The sequence below is a fragment of the Rhizobium sp. S152 genome, from assembly GCF_030380735.1.
Classification (GTDB): domain Bacteria; phylum Pseudomonadota; class Alphaproteobacteria; order Rhizobiales; family Rhizobiaceae; genus Rhizobium.
In genome coordinates, this window is record NZ_JAUDRZ010000025.1 from 313,920 (window position 1) to 328,003 (window position 14,084).

The following is a 14,084-nucleotide window of genomic DNA, read 5'->3' on the forward strand; positions in this document are numbered from 1 at the left end:
GCTATCGGTTGTCGTATTTTTCCCGTAATTCCTTCTTGTTGACCTTTCCTACGCTCGTCTTGGGGAGTTGTTCGACAAATAGGATTTTGTCCGGAATCGCGTATTTCGAAATTACGCCGGCGTCAGCGAAACCTTTGAGATGCATTTTCAGTTTGGTGTCCGTAAGATCGACGCCTGTCCGGGCGTCTTTTACCACGAACGCCAGTGGCCGCTCGCCCCATTGCTTGTCGTTGACGCCGATAACCGCTGCGTCCGACACACCGTCGCACCGCGACAGCAAGTCTTCTATCTCCAACGACGACACCCATTCGCCCCCGGTCTTGATTACATCCTTGATCCGATCAACGACGCGAAGATAGCCATTTGGCTCGATCACACCGATGTCGCCAGTGTGCATATATCCGCCCGACCAAAGTTCTTCGGATGCTTTCGGATTATCTATATATCCTTGCGCGAGCCAGGGCGCGCGCAAGACGATTTCGCCGCGTGTCTTTCCGTCTGCGGCCACCTCGTTCCCACCCGCATCTATTAGGCGCAAGTCCACGAGCGGTGCAGCGAGGCCGGCTTTCGTCCGGATGGCTGCCTCCTTTTCCGTATCACCGGAAAGGTCCGCAGACTGGATTTGTGCCATACACAGCAGTGGCGCACTTTCGGACATGCCGTAACCGGCGAAGACGTCGACTCCGAGCGCGAGCGCCTGCTTCGCGAGACCGTTTGATAGCTCTGAGCCTCCAATCACCATCTTCAGGCCCGCGAGATCGGTCTTTGCGGCGGTCGCTGCATCCAGAAGCCTTTGCAGCAGGGTTGGCACGCAATGGGTGAACGTCACGCCTTCGGTCTTGATCAGCTTGAGCAGGAAGCCGGGATCGTAGCGACCCGGATACACCTGTTTTACACCGGACAGCGTCGCCGTCCACGGCAGCCCCCAGGCATGCGCGTGAAACATCGGCGTCATCGGCATATAGACATCATCTCGGCAGAATCGCCCCTGTTTTGCGGCAGTCCCCAGAAAAGCCATTTCAGCGAGTGAATGCAGAACCAGTTGCCGATGGCTGAAAACCACACCCTTTGGCTGCCCTGATGTTCCTGTTGTGTAAAAGGTGGTGGCCGGTACATTTTCATCAAAGTCCGGGAAGTCGTAACCGGGCTCTGGGTTGCGCAACAAGCTCTCGTAGGCGCCTGCAAACGGCAGCCCGCCAGTTTGCGGCACGACCCGATCCGACATTGACACCAGCGTCTTCACTTGGGTCAGGTGCTGCCTTATGCCCTCCAGCATCGGCGCGAAGTCGTCGTTAACGAGGAGCACCGACGCGCCCGCATGATTGATCGTATAAGCGATCTGGTCCGGCGACAGGCGGACATTCACCGTCTGCAACACCGCGCCCATCATTGGAACCGCGAAATAGGCTTCCAGGTAGCGGTGGCTATCCCAGTCGAGTATGCCGACGACGTCCCCGGCGGCGACCCCCAGCCCTGCGAGGCTGGAGGCAAGCCGTCCGATGCGTTCACGCAGCTCGCGATAGGTGAAGCGCGCACAGTCGCGATAGACGATCACCTGATCGGGTGCCTGTTGCAGGGGCGCGTGCCAGAGTTGCTTGACGAGAAGTGGATATTGATATGCAGAACTGGAAGCCTGCGTGAATTTCCCGGTCATCGCGTTTTCCTAAAGCACCTCGCCAAAGCGTGTCGCGATCTATGAAGTTCGCTCTTCACGCTTTAGCTCCTTATTTTTCGCCCATAATGAGTCCGAAGCCAGTTCCCGCTTTCCGGAGACTTGTTTACGTGTTCGCTTCGGCCTTGGCGCGCAGTTCCAGAAGTCCGAGCAGGACCTCGTCGCGTTCCGCCGCCAGATCGTCGATCGACCGGGCGCCGACTTCGGCATGAATGCCAGCGATCAGCTTTTGCTGCAGTTCCGGCGTCATTTCCGGCGAGCCGAGCACCTTCCACCAGGCGGTCATCGGCCCGATGAATTGATGCAGGAAGTGCTCCATGCCACCCTGGCCACCGCCGAGATGGTTCAGCATAACCTGGCCCATGATACCCCAGCGCAGCCCCGGTCCCCAAGAAAGCGCCGTGTCGACGTCGGCGACGCTGACGACGCCGTCGTCAACCAGATGATAGACCTCGCGAGCGAGTGCGGCCTGCAGCCGGTTGGCAACATGCCCCGGCACTTCCTTGTGCAGGCGCACGGTTCGCTTGCCGATCGCCGTATAGAATTCTGAAGCGCGGCGAATTGTATCCTCTGAAGTCTTCGTTCCACCAACGATCTCCACCAGCGGCACCAGATGCGGCGGATTGAACGGGTGGGCAATGACACAGCGCTCGGGATGCAGGGCGCATGCCGACTGGATCTCGCTCATTGTCAGCCCGGACGAACTCGAGGCGATAATCACATCGGGAGGCAGCAATTCGTCGAGCTGAGCGTAGAGCTTCTTCTTGAAATCGATCCGTTCAGGTCCGTTTTCCTGGACCAGGTCGGCCCCCGTCACGGCTTCTTCCATGTTCGGCGTGAACACCAGCCGCCTCGGCGAGGCGCCAGCGACGATCCCCAACCTTTCCAGCGCCGGCCATGCCACCTGCACGAAGTGCCTCAACGCCTCTTCTGCACCAGGGGCGATATCCGTTGCTACGACGTCAAGGCCCTTCGCTAAAAATAGTGCCGCCCAGCTTGCGCCGATGACACCGGTGCCAATGATTGCGACGTTAGAGATCTGCTTGTCGTCAGCCATGATTATTTCTCCTTCAGCGGGATGTCAGCGTACGCGATGCCCGTAAGATTGCCTTGGGCGAAGAGAAAGGGCCGCTTCCCAGAGCCGTCGAGCCTTGCGGTATAGACCGAACCGGCGAGGTCGGTGATGAACATCCGGTCGCCCGCAACATCGAGGGCGATGCCTATGCCTTCCATGAGGTCGTTGACGATGATGTCCGCCCGATCTCCGTTCGGCGCGTCGACTGATGCACGGTTGACGGTATTGCCGAGCGGCGGATTGCCGCGATCGGTCCAGTAAAGAACGTGGTTCTCCAGATCGAGTTCAAGGTCGATCGGCTCCGGCAGCTTGTCGAACAGGAGCTCGACATCCGACCGACCGGCGGGATCCTCGCCCTCCGGGATTTCCATGGCCGCGCGAAAGATCCGGCCCACGCTGGCGTTGTCCGGCCCTTTTTGCGTCCAATATATCTGCCCACGATCAGGATCGACCGTGATTCCGACGCACCATTTCGTGGCGTCACGCCGGTCGTCATCGCCGTCGCCGGTCTTGACCAGTGTCTCGATGTTCGTGCCGTCGAGATTGGCCCGCATCACCCGCATGCCCTCTCGATCGCACCAATAGAGCTTGCCGCTGCGCTTCTCCAGATGGATCTGCTTTGGCGTGAACGTGCCGCCGGCCGCAATGACGATTGTACGATTGCCGCCATCGAGGTCGGCGCGTTCGATGGTGCCGTCGTTACGGTCGGGGACGCCCATATTGGTCCAGTAGATATGGCCTGCCTGGACGTCAACGACGATGCCGTCGGGGATTTTGCATTCTGAAACAATGACCCTGCTGTCGGAGCCGTCTGCATTCATTGCATGAATGCGCCCGCCGCTCGCTTCGAGAACAAACAGCCGCCCGATCGTGCACTTTTGATCCGAATGCGACTTCGTCGCTGAATCCTGCCCCATAGCTTTTCCTTTCACATCACGTTTTCCATGCGCCTGTGGCCTTGCGGCGCGCGCCACGCTTGGTCTGTCGGCAGCGCCTTACGTCGCCACGGCCGCCTTTCCGATCTTGCTGAAATCCGCTGGCCGCTTTTCCAGGAAGGCTGTCAGCGCTTCCTTCGATTCCGGCGAGTGGACCTGTAGGCTGAATGCCTCATTCTCGGCCTTCATGGCCGCCCTGGTCTGCTCGACAAAGGGGTGCTTCATCAAGCGCTTGGAGGCTTGCAGGGCACCAGCAGGCTGGGCTGCGAGGTGCTTTGCCGTTTCGGTGGCGATGTTGAGCAGGGCTTGGTAATCGGGCACTACTTGCGTGACCAGGCCCAATTCGACCGCGCGCCCGACATCGAACGGCGATCCCAGCAGGATCACGTCGCTGGCGCGGATATGCCCGATCGACAACGGCAACAGGTACGAGGATCCGAATTCCGGCACTACGGCGAGGTTGACGAAGGGTGTCTGGAACCTGGTTTTCTCCGCCGCATAGACGAAGTCGCAATGCAGCAGCATGGTTGTCCCGCCTCCGATCGCGACGCCATGCACGGCAGCAACCAAAGGCTTGTCGAAATCGAGCAAGGCGTCCATCAGCCTTGCCTGCGGAGATACGCCCGGTCCGGGAGGATGCTCCAGAAAATCCTTGAGATCGTTACCGGCGCAGAAGGCATCACCCGCACCGTGCCAGAGAACGGCGCGGATGCGGTCATCGCTGGCAGCGCTATAGAAGACATCCGCGAGCTTCAGGTACATGCCCGACGTCATCGCGTTCAATTTCTCAGGGCGGTTCAATTCGATGCGAAGCACGCCGTCGGAATATTCAGAAATAATTTCGTCAACCACTGTCTTCTCCATCCAAATAATGCCGCGCTGAAATTCGCTTAAGCGACATGTACGCCAGCAGTTGGAACGGCACCGTTCGCCTGCAGTCCCTCGATATCCTCAGGTCCGAAGCCAAGTTCACGCAGGATTTCCGCATTGTGCTCGCCGAGTCCGGGAGCCCGTCGGGCCGGCACTTTGGCAACGCCGTGCACGTTGAGAGGGCTGCTGACGGTGAAGTCGAGATGTTCGCCGGCGCCTTCTAGCGGAACGACAATATCGTTTGTCCGAAGCTGCGGGTCCTTGACCACCTCGGAGGGTGAATGCACCACGCCGAAAGTCAGATGAGCCTGCGCGAAGATGTCATGCCAATACGCCATCGGCTGCGCGGCGAATGTCTCGTCCAGGATCGATGTCAGTTGGGCGGAGTTTGCCGCCTGCTTGGCCGGATCGGCAAAGCGCGGATCGATGAGCAGGTCGGCCCGACCGATACCGTTGGCAAACAAGGGCCATTTGTCGGGCGTCAGTACGATGACGAACCAGATATTGTCCGACGCGCGGTAGACGTTGAAGGTGGCGTTTGGCGGGTTGGCACGATCGTGCAGCGGATAGAAAGCCGCGTCCGCGAGCGCCGCCTGATTGGACACCGCGCAGGCCCAGACACCACATGCCAGGAGCGACGTAGTTACATAAGAACCCTTGCCGGTGCGCTCCCGCCGATAAAGCGCTGTGACGATCGCTGAGTAGAGACTGACAGCGGTGGCGTGATCGCCACTGCCCGAAACCGGCAGCGTCGGTGGCGCGCCGGCATCGCGTGTCAGAGATAACAGGCCGCTGCGCGCCCAATAGGCGGTGATATCGAATCCGGGAAGCTGCGCATCGGGTCCGCTATCACCATAGCCGGTGACGTCGGCATAGATGAGCCGCGGATTCCAGGCTGCGACGTCGTCGTAGCCGAGTTGCAGTTTTTCGCGGGCCGGATGCGGCGTGTTGACGATCAGCACGTCCGCCCATTCGACCAAGCGCTGGAGGACGCCCCGGGCCTCGGGCGATTTGAGATTGAGCGTCAGGCCACGCTTATTGCGATTGTTGAGATGCCAGGGATAATTATCCTCGGCGCGCGGCTGCGGCGGCACCTTGTAGCCGATCCTCCAGGTATCGCCGGTCGGCGGTTCGACCTTGATGACATCAGCGCCGAAGTCGGAGAGGATCACGGCGGCACCCGGACCGGCGATGAAGCTGGCGAAATCCACCACCTTCAGACCCGAAAAAATGTTATCGCTTGCCATGGCTTGTCCTTGTCGAATTGTCTCTTTGGCGAGATTTTAGCGACCGCGGAATTGCGGCGCGCGCTTCTCCAGGAAGGCGGTCGTGCCCTCCTTCTTGTCGTCGGTGGCGGCGCACAGGCCGAAATAGGATGCCTCAAGCAGCAGGCCGTCGTCCTGGCTCATCTCCATCCCCTTGTTGGCTGCTTCGAGCGCGAGCTTGACGGCGATGGGTGCGTTGGCAGCGATCTTCGCGATGATCGCCTCGGCGCGCGAAATCAGCTCGGCCGCGGGAACTATCTCGTTGATCAGGCCGATGCGATAGGCTTCCTCGGCAGTGATCATTTCGCCGGAAAGGATCAAATGAAGCGCCCTGCCCTTGCCGACCAGCCGCGGCAGGCGTTGCGTTCCTCCACCGCCCGGCACTAACCCGAGCTTGACTTCCGGTTGGCCAAACCTGGCCGAACCCACTGCTATCCGGATCGTGCAGGCCATGGCCGTCTCACAGCCGCCGCCCAGTGCAAACCCGTTCACGGCGGCAACCACAGGCTTGCCCAGGTCCTCGATGAGGTCGAGAACCTTCTGCCCAAAACGGCTGGACTGCTCGGCCTCGAAAGCCGTCACTTGCGCGAGTTCGCTGATATCGGCGCCGGCGATAAACGCCTTGTCGCCGGCACCCGTCAAGATGACGCCCCTGATCGCCACATCGTCCCGGGCGTCCTCGAAGACCGCCCGCAGGTCCGACCATGTCGACGTGTTGAGCGCGTTGAGCACTGCGGGACGATTGACGGTGACATAGGCAATGCTGCCCTTCTTTTCATAAAGGACGTTTGCGAGCGCAAGGCCCGCGTTTTCTGCAGACATGATGATAACTCTCCGACGAAAAGGGAGGCGCGCCACGCGGGAGGAACGTTGGCTCGCCGTTGCTCAGACGAATGCGCCGATGCCGGTAATCGCTTTGCCGACGATCAGATTCTGCATCTGATAAGTACCTTCGTACGAGTACAGCGCTTCGGCGTCGGCAAAGAAGCGTCCGACGTTGTAGTCGGCAACGATCCCGTTGCCCCCCAGAAGTTCACGGCCCCATGCGACCGTTTCACGCGATTTCGAAGTGCAGAAGGCCTTCGCAAGCGAGGCGTGATGGTCGGCGAGCTTGCCTTCGTCGTCCATCTGCGCGAGGCGCAACATCAAGCATTGGCAGGCCGTGACGTTGGCCAGCATCTTGGCGAGGATGTCCTGCACCATCTGGAAGGATGCAATCGGCTTGCCGAATTGCAGCCGCTCCTGCGTATACTTCAGGGTCGCCTCGAACGCACCCATCTGCACGCCCGTCGATGCCCAGCCGACCATGTAGCGCGTCATCCTGAGGACGCGCGCGGTGTCGCGGAACGAATTGCCGCCCTGGAGGCGGTTTTCTTCCGGCACGGACACATTCTTCAGCGTGATCTGACCGTTTTGGACCACCTTGAGCGCGATCTTGTTCTCGATCTTCTCGACGCTGAAGCCCGGCGTGCTTTTGTTTTCGACGATGAAACCCTTGACCTGGTTGTCGGCGACGTCGCGCGCCCAGATGATCGAGATGTCACACCAAGTAGCGTTGCCGATCCAACGCTTCTGGCCGTTGAGCAACCAAGTGTCGCCCTCGCGCTTAGCCGTCGTTGTCAGCCCACCGCTGGCACCAGAACCGACCGTCGGCTCCGTCAGCCCGAAGCAGCCGATCTTTTCGAAGCGCGCCATTTGCGGCAGCCATTTCTGCCTCTGCTCTTCGGAGCCATCGAGAAAGATCGAGCCCATCGCCAGGCCGCTATGGACGCCGAAGAAGGTGCAGAACGAAGCATCGACGCGGGCCAATTCCATGGCGACGAAGCCGAACAGCTTCTGGCTGCCGCCAGCGCAGCCATAGCCTTCGTAGCCGAGGCCGCCGATACCCAGCTCCTTGAACGACGCCAGCAGTTCGAAAGGAAAGGCATCCCGGGACCAGTACTTGTTGATGATCGGCTGGACCTCGGTTTCCATGTAGGCCCGCACCTTCTTTACCAGCGCGGCTTCGTCGGCGTTCAGGAGGTCAACGAGTTGATAGAAGTCGCTATTTGGCGCAGGCAACGCCTTCGATAGTGTATTCTCGACGGATGCAAATTCCATTTCCTCTCCTGCTCAAAATCCGACCTACGTTCAGAGGCACGCGGCATGATAGCGTCGAGCTGCATTGGTATATTGGAGAGAGTTGCGATGGATGGAATCTTATTGCTTAACATTCGCCGCGCCGCAGCATTCGCGGGGCACGCCACAAATTTAAGCAGCTAGTTTCACTGTATAATAGATAAATCACGATAGATCCGGCAGGAAGAACTGACGGTTGGAAATCGAAGCCGGGCAAGCACTTTTCCGGCAGTATGGCTCGCGCATGAAGGTTTCGCAGGAAGGTTTTAACTACAAAGATACGGGCTTCAGATCGCACCGCATGACAGATGCCGGGCAAGCATCATTGGAGGCTCACCAGCACCGAGATTAATATCTCATTCCGCAAAGCAAGACGTCGACCGACTTCAGAGCCGAAACTCACTCCCAGTCGTCACGACCCCGGTTGCGGTATTTGTGCAGGGCATACCAGGCAACCAGGAGAAAGCCTCCGGCGAGTGCGATGTGCTCGACGAATGCCTGAAGGCCAGCGAAAAACCGGGCGGATGTCGTATGCCAGAAGGGATCTGCTACGAGAGATGCTGCGATGGTGAAGGCAGCCAGCCCCAGTGCCCCGAGCCATCGGCAAAACCCGGTTATCACAAGGATCGAGAACAGGATCTGAATGACGATCGTGACGGCGGCGTAAGGAGCGGACGGGGTTAGTCCATAGTTGGCCATTTCGGCAATTCCGGCGTCGAAATCGACGAGCTTGTGGACGCCGCTTGTAAGGTATGGGGCGCATAGCAGGATCAATGCAATACGTCTCGCAGGATGGCTGGTCACGGTCTTGCATAGAATATTGACGACGGACGGAAGCCTCATTTCGTTTCTCCCAATTATCTGTTCGGCAGATTGAAGAGTTCCCGAATTCTGTGTGCCAGCGTAAGAGCCGGCTTGTGTGCGCTGTCAGGCGCGAGCAGCTTCCGTTCCGTATCAAGCCGCTTCGCCAATACCGCGCTGAGTTCGTCTGCGATCGAAGGCCGTTCTGTCAGGATAGAGGCGATGTGCGACTGAGCGATCTCAAAGGCCACGACCGGCGTGAGCGCCGTGCTGGTGCCTGTCTCGGCCAGTCCGGTCAGCAGTCCGCCCTCGCCGAACCAGTCTCCGGGTGACAGCGTCAATAGTTCCGTTCCGTCATGGTCGATGGTGACGATCCCGGAGCGCAGGATGAGGATTGAGCTCAGAACCTCTCCCTGGCGGGCAATGACCTCTCCTTTCCTGAAGGCGCGGCGCACCATGGCTTCACTCAAGACTTCCTTCTCATCGTCGGTAAGAGATTCCAGAAGCGGGAGCGCGTTCAGAAGACGCCATGCTGTGCCAGGATGGGGCGCTTGTGGATCTGCAGTCCGTTCGGCGCGTGCCGGAGCGCCCGGCGCGTCCGCGAGCGTTACCCCCGCCGCCTTGGCATGCCTGTACGCGAGGTCGAACACCTCGTTCTGCGCCGAGGTCGAGGCGTCAAGGGTTGACAGGCGGTACTTGAGCTCGAGCTCGATCCCCTGGGCGTCGATGGAGGCCACCTTCACAGACGGAGACGGAAACCGGAGTATGTTGTTTGCACCCCTGAGGGCTGTCTCCATAAGCTCGACAGCCGCGCCCGGCGTAGTGGTGAGCGCGAGCCTCACCTTCACCGATGCGGCATGTGATGTGTCCGGCTTGCTGCGATTGACGAGCTTCGATTTCGCCAGGGAGCTGTTCGGTATCGTCACCAAATCGTTGTCACCGTTGAGTAGATGCGTTGCGCGCCAATTGGTTTCCACCACCCTGCCCTCACCTCCATCTTCGAGCGCGATCCAGTCTCCCACGGTATAGGGGCGGCCGAGATTGAGCGCGATCCCGGAGAAGACGTCGCTGAGCGTGTTCTGGAGCGCCAGGCCGAGGATGATCGCGAAGACGCCCGACGTTGCCACCAGGGTGCCGACAGGGACGCTGAAGACGTAGGAAATGATCGAAAGGAAGGCGCCGACATAGATGACCGCCACCACGAGATCCTGAAGGAGCCGCGCCTCTCGCGGCTGCCGCTCGAATATCAGGAAAATTCTGACGAAACCGACCAGGCAGGCCGACCCTACAAGCCACCACGCCGCCTTGGCGATCGAAAGAGAGATGCCATCGACCTTGTCAGAGCCGATTGCCGCCGGAGTGAATGGCGCGTCGTTGTTCACATACAGGAGGGCGCTCAGCAGGACGAAAAGTGCAATCCTGTTCAGCAGGCGAAGATTGCGGCTGTTCCGAAAGACAACCCAGTTTGTCAAACCGAAGACAATTGCCAGTAGGAGAAGTTGGATGGCGGCGTTGCTTGCGAGATCCATGGTCGAAACCTCCGACGATTTGAAGCTGAGCAAGCCGTTCCTGCACCCGGCCTCCCTCTTTAAAAGTGCATCAGCCGCAGAAATCCGGGCCGCCGTCCATTGCTGCAGACCTGTTCAAACGTGGCGCTGGTCGCTCGGGTCACTCGGCAAGAGCTGAGGCAATCCGGCCCTCAAATTCGACTGGTGAGACATCGGAGTTGCAGATTCCCAGGCGGGAGACATCAACGTAATCAATCTAGCGTTTCGCTGGCCCCTCACGTGGACCCACAGCCAGCCCCAGGCGACTGAAAATCGGCTTCGCGACCCGATGAGAAACAGGATGTGCACTGCGCCCCACATCCACCAGGCAAGCCATCCCGTCATCGTGATCCAGACGAAGTCTATCACGGCCGCGCGTTTGCCGATCGTCGCCAGGCTTCCCTGGTCCCTATAGACAAAGGGCTTTGACTCCGGCTTTCCGGCAAGCCTGTCGCGGATCAGCCGAGCGACGAATTTTCCCTGTTGTTTCGCCGCGGGTGCCACTCCGGGCACCGGACGGCCATCCGCTCGCTTGCACGTCGTTGTGTCGCCGATCGCAAACACACCGGGCCATCCCGGCACTTCCAGTTTGTCGCTGACGGCAATCCTGCCCGCCTTGTCGGCCGGGGCGCCCAGCCATTCGGCGGCCTTCGAAGCCTTCACGCCGGCAGCCCACAGCACGGTGCAACATGGGATGATCCGCTTGCCGACGGCGATGCGATCGGTCTCGCATCCTGTCACCGGCTCTCCAGTCAACACTTCTACACCGCGATGATCGAGGGCTCTTCTCGCATAGTTGCTAAGGGATTCGCGGAAGGTTCCGAGTAGCCGTGCCCCGGCTTCGAGCAACAGCACCCTGGCATTCCTGATGTCGATGTTTCGGAACTCCCGCGCAATCGGGCCGTTTCTGATCTCGGCGATCATGCCTGCAAGTTCGACGCCCGTCGGGCCGCCACCGATCACTGCGAACGTCATGAGCGCCTTGCGCCGATCGGGGTCTCGTTCGATCTCCGCCTGCTCGAAGGCAGAGAGGATACGTCTCCGGATATTGACCGCGTCCTCCACGGTCTTCAATCCCGGAGCGTTGCCAGCCCAGTCGTCGTGACCGAAATAGGCATGCGTCGCCCCGGTCGCGATCACTAGCATGTCATACGGAACGCTGTCGCCCCCCGCCATCAGAACGGTTTTTGCGATCTTGTCCAATCCGACGACCTCGCCCATGACCGTCGTCACGTCGCTCCGATCACGAAACAACCGACGAATAGGCCAGGCTATGTCGGCAGGCGAGAGGATGGCGGTCGCGACTTGATAGAGCAGCGGCTGGAACAGGTGATGGTTGCGACGATCGATTAGCGTTATCTCAGCACCCGTACCTCTGAGCGAATTCACGAGTGTTGTGCCGCCAAAGCCTGCCCCGACAACGACGATCCTATGGGCGGTCATCTGGTGCTCTCCTGTTCCAAGTTGCAAGTGCCTCGAGGGCGATCGCGAGCATGACATAGGTGGTCGCAAGAACCCCCAGGCTCAGAACTTGCGACCGTACGTCCGTTAGCTCGGCGCCAAGCTGTCCGACATTGACGAGCGCGTTGATCGCGCTGGTGCTCGGAACGACAAGCGCAATCGATCTGAGCGGTTCAGGAATGGCATCGCCCGGCCAGGAAAACCCCGAGAGAAACAGAAACGGCATCCCGATCGCTGCCGAGACGAGCTGCACCACGATTGGGCTGCGAAAAAGCCGGGCGACGACCATTCCAAGTCCAGCCACCGCCAGGACGAACGGAAGCGCCACCAGGAAGATGGCGCCCGGAGGGCCGAGCCGCGGAATGCCGTAGAGATAAGGAAGGATGATCAGGTAGTAGGAAAAGACCAGTGATTCCAATACAAGGTAGGCGACCAGCCTGCCGCCGACCCTGACCATGGCGCCAGCCCTTGCGACAAGCTGGCCCTGATCCGGGTCGGGATATGTTCCGAGCAGGCCGACGCCGATCAGCAGCGTCTGCTGGAGGATGAGGACGAATGCGGCGGGCAGGATATAGGTGGCGTAGCCGCCTTGCGGATTGAACAGTGGGATCGCCGTCGTCGGCATCGGATCGGGCGCGGCGGCCGCGATCGCCGGATCGACGGAGGCGGCAATCAGCCTGCCGGTCTCGACTTCCGCCCCCACCGTCTTTGCCAGCGCATTTACAGCACCGGGAACGCGGGAATTGATCAGGAAGTAGCTCGCATCGCCATAGAGCGCGACCGGAGCGGCTCTTCCATGAAGCAGATCGCGCTCGAAGTACTGGGGAATGACCAGAATACCGTAGACGTTTCGGGCAAAGACTTCTCTTTCCGCCGAGGCCTGATCCGGAAGGACTGCGCCGATCGACACGTCCGCGCTTGCATCCAGCCGCCGGGCGAACTGGCGGCTCATGTCGGTGCCATCCAGATCGACCACTGCGATCGGCACGTCCCGGAGCGCTTCCGTGCGGTAGGGCTGCGGGTAGAAGACCGAATAGAGGACAATCGCCAGCACCATGACCGAGAACACGGGCCGTAGCGTGAAGATGCGCCGGAGCTCGTGGCGGAAGACGTAGAGCAACCCACTCATGCGATCGCCTCCGTAGGTACGGCGACACGCTTTGCGCGATCGGCACGCCTGCCGATTGTCTCCAGACGCAGGGCCGTCATCGACGCAAAGAAGATCGCCATGAAGAGCAGGACCGCGATCGGACGGACGGAGAGATCAAGCGGCGTGCCCCGAACCGTTTGGTCGATGCGCGCCATCAAATACCAAGTGCCCGGCAGGATTTGCCCCCAATGATAGGCGAAGGCGTTCATGCCGATCCGTGGAAAGCCGATGCCCATGAATCCGAAGGCGGGTGCAGTGATGAGAGTCGCTATGCTGACCGCGCTCTGCATGGGCTTGAGGACAAGCCCGATTAGCGCGCCGAAGAACTGGTTGGCGAGAATGAACAATATCCCCGCAGCAAGCAGAAGGAGCCGGTCGCCGCGAAGGGGTAGCCCGAAGTGGACCAAGAGCAGAGCGTCGGCGACGCCCAGGACGAAGAGAAACACCAGGGTGTAAGGAAGCATCTTGGCAATCATCGCCGGCCACAGGCCGCCACCGAGACGTCGCAGTACGCGAAGGCGATGACGTGTCTCCGCGTCCCGTCCGATCGAGTAGGCCATGGTCGTCACGACGACCGTCTGCAGGATTGCCGGAAGCAGTGCCGTCAGGAGAAAGTGGGTGTAGTTCAGGGTTGGATTGAACAGCGGATTGATCTGGACGGGAATCGGCGCGAGCGACGACTGCGCGATGTCGGCAGGTTGTCCGCGCGCCGTTCTGAGCGACAAGCGAATGCCCGCCTCGACACCGGCAAGCGCCGCATTTACGCCCCGCAACGTCAGATTGCCGGCCGTCATCCGCTGTGTGTTGTAGAAGAAGACCACCTCCGGCCTACGGCCCGCAAAGACGTCGCGTTCAAGGTCTTTCGGTATCATCAGCAGGCCGTGAACCTTTCCCGACAGGATCAACCGACGGCCTTCGCCGAGGTCACTCACCTGCATCACCACAGCGGCGTCCGGGGTCGCATCGACCGTGCGGATGATGGTGCGCGACAGGTCGCTTCCGTCGAGATTCAGGACAGCGATGGGTAGCCGCGTTGCCAGCCCTTGGCTGAAGACGATCGACAGTACGCCCATCAGCATCAGCGGCAGAAGCACCGTCAGGAACGGCAGAAAGGGCCGCTTGCGAAATTGCGCGGCCTCTCTCAGGAAAACGAGGGAAAAACCCGGCCTGATGCCGCGAGCGCCGGGCAT

Annotated in this window: 11 protein-coding genes and 1 pseudogene; all 12 read right to left on the reverse strand. The window is 60.2% G+C overall.

What is annotated here, in order from left to right:
* Position 1: 1 nt before the first annotated feature.
* The 12 genes and pseudogenes from QTL95_RS18120 to QTL95_RS18175 all read right to left on the reverse strand — a co-directional run bounded on the left by QTL95_RS18120 (position 2) and on the right by QTL95_RS18175 (position 14,084).
* Positions 2-1,654 carry a fatty acid--CoA ligase gene (locus QTL95_RS18120; RefSeq protein ID WP_289721306.1) on the reverse strand — a complete coding sequence of 551 codons (1,653 nt, stop codon included), beginning with the start codon at positions 1,652-1,654 and terminating at the stop codon, positions 2-4.
* 124 nt (positions 1,655-1,778) lie between these two features.
* The gene (locus QTL95_RS18125; protein WP_289721307.1) at positions 1,779-2,729 is read right to left on the reverse strand and encodes a 3-hydroxyacyl-CoA dehydrogenase NAD-binding domain-containing protein; all 951 of its coding nucleotides are present in this window, start codon (positions 2,727-2,729) and stop codon (positions 1,779-1,781) included.
* Positions 2,730-2,731: 2 nt separating this feature from the next.
* Complete coding sequence (locus QTL95_RS18130) at positions 2,732-3,664, reverse strand: 3-hydroxyacyl-CoA dehydrogenase (protein WP_289721308.1); 933 nt, start codon at positions 3,662-3,664, stop codon at positions 2,732-2,734.
* A gap of 78 nt (positions 3,665-3,742) precedes the next feature.
* The gene (locus QTL95_RS18135) at positions 3,743-4,546 is read right to left on the reverse strand and encodes an enoyl-CoA hydratase (protein WP_336622285.1); all 804 of its coding nucleotides are present in this window, start codon (positions 4,544-4,546) and stop codon (positions 3,743-3,745) included.
* 26 nt (positions 4,547-4,572) lie between these two features.
* Positions 4,573-5,799 carry a CaiB/BaiF CoA transferase family protein gene (locus QTL95_RS18140; RefSeq protein ID WP_289721309.1) on the reverse strand — a complete coding sequence of 409 codons (1,227 nt, stop codon included), beginning with the start codon at positions 5,797-5,799 and terminating at the stop codon, positions 4,573-4,575.
* A gap of 36 nt (positions 5,800-5,835) precedes the next feature.
* Positions 5,836-6,639 (reverse strand): enoyl-CoA hydratase-related protein, encoded by an 804-nt coding sequence (locus QTL95_RS18145; protein ID WP_289721310.1) that lies wholly within the window; start codon positions 6,637-6,639, stop codon positions 5,836-5,838.
* Positions 6,640-6,702: 63 nt separating this feature from the next.
* Positions 6,703-7,917, reverse strand: a complete 1,215-nt coding sequence (locus tag QTL95_RS18150; protein WP_289721311.1) for an acyl-CoA dehydrogenase family protein — start codon at positions 7,915-7,917, stop codon at positions 6,703-6,705.
* 417 nt (positions 7,918-8,334) lie between these two features.
* A complete protein-coding gene (locus QTL95_RS18155; protein WP_289721312.1) occupies positions 8,335-8,778 on the reverse strand; it encodes a DoxX family protein in 444 nt (147 codons plus the stop codon).
* 14 nt (positions 8,779-8,792) lie between these two features.
* A complete protein-coding gene (locus QTL95_RS18160) occupies positions 8,793-10,265 on the reverse strand; it encodes a mechanosensitive ion channel family protein (protein ID WP_289721313.1) in 1,473 nt (490 codons plus the stop codon).
* A gap of 225 nt (positions 10,266-10,490) precedes the next feature.
* Positions 10,491-11,726, reverse strand: a pseudogene (locus QTL95_RS18165) (NAD(P)/FAD-dependent oxidoreductase); the annotation flags it as partial.
* The gene (locus QTL95_RS18170) at positions 11,713-12,873 is read right to left on the reverse strand and encodes an ABC transporter permease (RefSeq protein WP_289721315.1); all 1,161 of its coding nucleotides are present in this window, start codon (positions 12,871-12,873) and stop codon (positions 11,713-11,715) included. The pseudogene QTL95_RS18165 and the gene QTL95_RS18170, both read right to left, overlap by 14 nt.
* The gene (locus QTL95_RS18175) at positions 12,870-14,084 is read right to left on the reverse strand and encodes an ABC transporter permease (RefSeq protein WP_289721316.1); all 1,215 of its coding nucleotides are present in this window, start codon (positions 14,082-14,084) and stop codon (positions 12,870-12,872) included. The genes QTL95_RS18170 and QTL95_RS18175 overlap by 4 nt, the downstream gene beginning before the upstream one ends.

What these genes read in the sequence shown, in the direction of transcription:
- QTL95_RS18120 (WP_289721306.1), bottom strand. Translation starts at nt 1,654, where the DNA reads ATGACCGGGAAATTCACGCAGGCTTCCAGTTCTGCATATCAATATCCA.
- QTL95_RS18125 (WP_289721307.1), bottom strand. Translation starts at nt 2,729, where the DNA reads ATGGCTGACGACAAGCAGATCTCTAACGTCGCAATCATTGGCACCGGT.
- QTL95_RS18130 (WP_289721308.1), bottom strand. Translation starts at nt 3,664, where the DNA reads ATGGGGCAGGATTCAGCGACGAAGTCGCATTCGGATCAAAAGTGCACG.
- QTL95_RS18135 (WP_336622285.1), bottom strand. Translation starts at nt 4,546, where the DNA reads ATGGAGAAGACAGTGGTTGACGAAATTATTTCTGAATATTCCGACGGC.
- QTL95_RS18140 (WP_289721309.1), bottom strand. Translation starts at nt 5,799, where the DNA reads ATGGCAAGCGATAACATTTTTTCGGGTCTGAAGGTGGTGGATTTCGCC.
- QTL95_RS18145 (WP_289721310.1), bottom strand. Translation starts at nt 6,639, where the DNA reads ATGTCTGCAGAAAACGCGGGCCTTGCGCTCGCAAACGTCCTTTATGAA.
- QTL95_RS18150 (WP_289721311.1), bottom strand. Translation starts at nt 7,917, where the DNA reads ATGGAATTTGCATCCGTCGAGAATACACTATCGAAGGCGTTGCCTGCG.
- QTL95_RS18155 (WP_289721312.1), bottom strand. Translation starts at nt 8,778, where the DNA reads ATGAGGCTTCCGTCCGTCGTCAATATTCTATGCAAGACCGTGACCAGC.
- QTL95_RS18160 (WP_289721313.1), bottom strand. Translation starts at nt 10,265, where the DNA reads ATGGATCTCGCAAGCAACGCCGCCATCCAACTTCTCCTACTGGCAATT.
- QTL95_RS18170 (WP_289721315.1), bottom strand. Translation starts at nt 12,873, where the DNA reads ATGAGTGGGTTGCTCTACGTCTTCCGCCACGAGCTCCGGCGCATCTTC.
- QTL95_RS18175 (WP_289721316.1), bottom strand. Translation starts at nt 14,084, where the DNA reads ATGCCCGGCGCTCGCGGCATCAGGCCGGGTTTTTCCCTCGTTTTCCTG.